The 3,625-nt window shown below is 58.0% G+C and carries 4 protein-coding genes; all 4 read right to left on the bottom strand.

What is annotated here, in order from left to right:
• On the bottom strand, positions 1 to 577 hold a 577-nt coding region (locus AK963_RS26815), incomplete at its 3' end, for a hypothetical protein (protein ID WP_139117694.1).
• 110 nt (positions 578 to 687) lie between these two features.
• On the bottom strand, positions 688 to 1,779 hold the full coding sequence (locus AK963_RS26810) for a hypothetical protein (RefSeq protein WP_066018404.1): 1,092 nt from the start codon (positions 1,777 to 1,779) through the stop codon (positions 688 to 690).
• A 24-nt stretch (positions 1,780 to 1,803) separates the two neighbouring features.
• The gene (locus AK963_RS26805) at positions 1,804 to 2,691 is read right to left on the bottom strand and encodes a hypothetical protein (RefSeq protein WP_066018403.1); all 888 of its coding nucleotides are present in this window, start codon (positions 2,689 to 2,691) and stop codon (positions 1,804 to 1,806) included.
• A gap of 32 nt (positions 2,692 to 2,723) precedes the next feature.
• Positions 2,724 to 3,625: hypothetical protein (locus tag AK963_RS33760; RefSeq protein ID WP_175404680.1), on the bottom strand; the 902-nt coding region annotated here is incomplete at its 5' end.

Here is a 3,625-nt window from a genome sequence, read left to right as displayed (position 1 = left end):
TGGCATCTTCCAGACCGGTCACTGCTGCCGCTGCACCCGATGCCTGAAGCCCTTTCATGCCCAGTGCCGACAACCCTTTACTGGCCACACCGCCGGGTATCATGGACGGTGCCAGAGAGCCAACCCCGGAGGCAAACTGGAGGCCAAAACCGGCAGCGGTACTGCCCTCGGTCAGCCCGAACCGGCCTTCGCCTTTCTTCTCGATCCCGAACCCCTGCATCGCCTCCACACTGGACGGGGACATATTGTCGAGCTGTTCCTCGGACTTTTCTCGCAGCCAGTCACTGGCGGCATTATGGCCATCGCCGCCCACCAGTCGGCTCGCACCGGATACCAGGTCAGCCGCACCGGCATAACCGCCATGCCAGAGAGCGTCCCACAGGTCACCGGCATAGGATCTGTCCGGGTTGCCACGGCGGCGGGTATGCTGATCAAACAGGGAACGGGCTTCCCGATGGTAGCCCTCCGGTATCTGGGGCTTGAGATAGTGCCGCCAGTACTGCTCCCGCAGCCGTTCCTGTTCCTGATCGTCCCCCTGCTGAAACATCGGGGTCGAGCTGAAATCATTCCAGTTCATAGAATCGTCCTTGAAAAAACGCTGGCCGCCACCCGCTACCCGTTCCCCATAAAAGCGGGTCAGTTGCTTTGCATGTCTTTTTCGGGAAGCGGGCAGCGTGAAACGGTCTGTTACCGTCCGGCTGAGGGATGGAAGTGACGGAAGGTGCCGGGGGTGCGGTTCAATGGGTTGTAACCGGGATAGCCATAACCCTGCCCCTGCTTCGGCACAGCGGCATTGGGCGTCACCGGAGGGGGTGGTGGCGGTGTCATTGCTTCCCCGCCCCCCAATGCCTGCTTCAAAGCCGCCAGCGGGTCCTGCTGCGGCTGTTGCTGCTGACCAAACAGATCAAACCCCAATGTCCGGTTCGGGGTTTCCTCCCCGGTGGTGACATAGCCCGGATTGCGGGGGCCATACTGTTTCATCAGTTGACCGTAATGATCCTGAATCGCCTCAGGCAGCTGGGCTTTCTGGTCTTTGGGGCTCAACCCTGCTACATCGGCCTGTGCCTGCTGGGCAGCGACTTCCTGTAATTGCTCGATCAGCTTGCCGGGATCATTGACCTTATTGCCCGGATCAAAGGTCTGCTTCTTCTGACCGGCAAAGTTGTTCAGGTTGGAGAGGGAGCTGAGGTAGAACTGCTTCACCGGGTTGCCATCGTCACCGAGCAGGCTGACCATCGGGTCTTCATTGCGGTCGCTGTGATTGAAGCGGATACCGCTGACGTTACTGGCCTTGATGCCGGGGTGCTGGTTAATAAACTCGATGGCGTCCTGCGCATCCCGTGGGTCCTGCCCCTGATGGTATTTTTGCAGCATCCGGTTCAGCTTTCCGGCGTCCTGCGTCAGGGGGCTTTGCACCGTTTCCCTGCGCTCCATGGGCATTCCGTAACCGGCCTGACCGCCTTGCTGACTCTGCCTGGCGCCCATGCCATTACCCGGCTGAATACTCTGGGGCATCTGCCCGAACCCGTAGGGCTGACCATGAATGGCGGCAAATCGCTGCTGCCGGTCGTAGAACTGGTTCAGGTCGTTCTGGTCAATCTGCTGCTGGTTCAGCGCCTGCTGCTGTTGCTGACCGGCGTACTCCTGCTGCTGTCGGCGCAGCTCACCAAGGCGTTGGTTGATGGCGTACTGTTCATCGGCGTAACCGGGCACTTTGGTACCGTGGCCCAATGAATCAAACTTGTTCTGGTAAACCCTGCCATCCGGTCCGATGTACATGGTGATCCTCCCTGATCCTGTGGATTAATACTCGTAATCAAACGACTCGCGGTAATTCCACTGCCCGTTGTTATCGTAGGTCTGCACCAGTCCGTTCTGCCAGCGGTTCGCTGCCTGGTTAAACGCCTGATTCTGCGCCGCCAGCTTCATCTCGTCCTGCTTGAAGCCATAACCCAGATCGTACTGACGGGCGGCTTCATTGAGCTGGTCGTACTTGATCTTGTTGTCGGTGAACATATCCGCCGCGACCTTGTAGACACTGGCCGCACTGCTCAGGCCATCGGTGGCGGTTTTGGCGGTATCCAGGCCCAGCTCCGCTACATCCAGGTTGCGATTCCAGCTCTCTTCCCTGGCGGTGTCCCTCACCTGATTCTGGATGGCCGAGAGTCCCGCCGCCTTGTGCAGGGCATTGCTTGTACCAAACCCGGCAAACCGTGCCGAATTGGGATTCACGCCCATCCGGCGCATATCCCGTTCGTACTCCGACTGTTGCAGGTCCGCATTGGCCTGATAGTCGCTGGTCGCCTCCCCCAACCGGCTCTCCAACTGGGCATCCGATACCGTGGCGTTGTCGCCCAGGTACTGGAAGTTGGGCTGGTAGTTGTCAAACACATCAAACAGCTTGTCGCCGTAGTCTTTCAGCTTGTCTGCAACATCGGTGGCCGCGTCGATATTGAGCTGGTAACGCTGCTCACTGTCGTCGTAGGCGTAGCGGCGGGGGATGTCTGGCATTTGTGGCTGAGCTTCGTTTCTTCTCCAAAAGTGGTTGCTGCCAGACCCCAGAGAGAAGGTATTGAAGCTTCCCATCTGATCCAGACTTTTCTGATAAGCACTGTTACCGGTCAGGCCGTAACTGTTGCCTGAGTCCGGTCTGCCTATACGGGTGTAGCCTTGTGATCGTGACATGCCCATGGTTATTCTCCTGTTTATTCGCCCGTGGCCGTTTATTCGCCGGTGGCCGTCCAGTGGATAATGGCGTCGGATACGCTGACATCGGTGGCACCGAGGTCGTAGGCGGTGGTGTCCCAGTAGAAGTGGTTCAGCGGGGCATCACTGACCGGTTGCGCCCGCTGGTAATAGATGGTGGCCGCAATGTCGCGGATATGAACATAAGCCAGACTGGTAGGAACGTAATCCGGCTCGTAAAAGCTGCCAGCCTGTGACTGCCCGTCATATCCAGCCCTTTCTGCCCAGAGTTCCACTTCCGGGTAGATATTGCCGTCTTTGTGAACCACATCCTCCCAACGCATGGAAATATCCGTAAACCGGGTGACTTCCCACTCCCTGTTGATGGTGTTAGTGGACGTGGTTTTCTCGTAGGTGTTGTATTCTCCCCGATCATTGGGGAGTCGCACTCTGGCAATGCCTTTAATTACATCCTGTCCCCAGGCTTTGCTGTCATAGCGATAGAGGTTTCTGACCTCCAGCCGTATATCCACCTTGGCGAAATACAAAATCCGGTTGATCTCCCACCCCGAACCGATTTGCGGGTCACCAATGCTAATGGTGTGTCGGAAGGTCTGTGCTGAATTGGTGGGACTGAGGGTTTTCTGGTAGGGGTTGGCAATCTTGTTCTCATCCCGGTAGTCGTAGGTAACGCTGCCACTGTTGAACGTACCCTCACGGTCTTCCGCTAAAAAATACAACCCCACCTCATAGCGGCCCTGGGTCATGGTCTGGCTGAGTTCGATGTCGTGGGTGGTGAATTGGTCGACGTCAACGGCCACCGTTTCCCCGTCGATCCACTCCCCCCATTGCTGCCGGTACCGGAGGGTCACGCTCACCTTACGGTTCTGCCAGGTACCACCGCTGCCGGTGGAACGCTGGCTGGCAACCCGCCCTTTCA

This window comes from Endozoicomonas atrinae, assembly GCF_001647025.1.
Lineage (GTDB): Bacteria > Pseudomonadota > Gammaproteobacteria > Pseudomonadales > Endozoicomonadaceae > Endozoicomonas > Endozoicomonas atrinae.
Note: the sequence above shows the minus strand (reverse complement) of the source record. Positions and strands in the feature narration are given on the sequence as shown.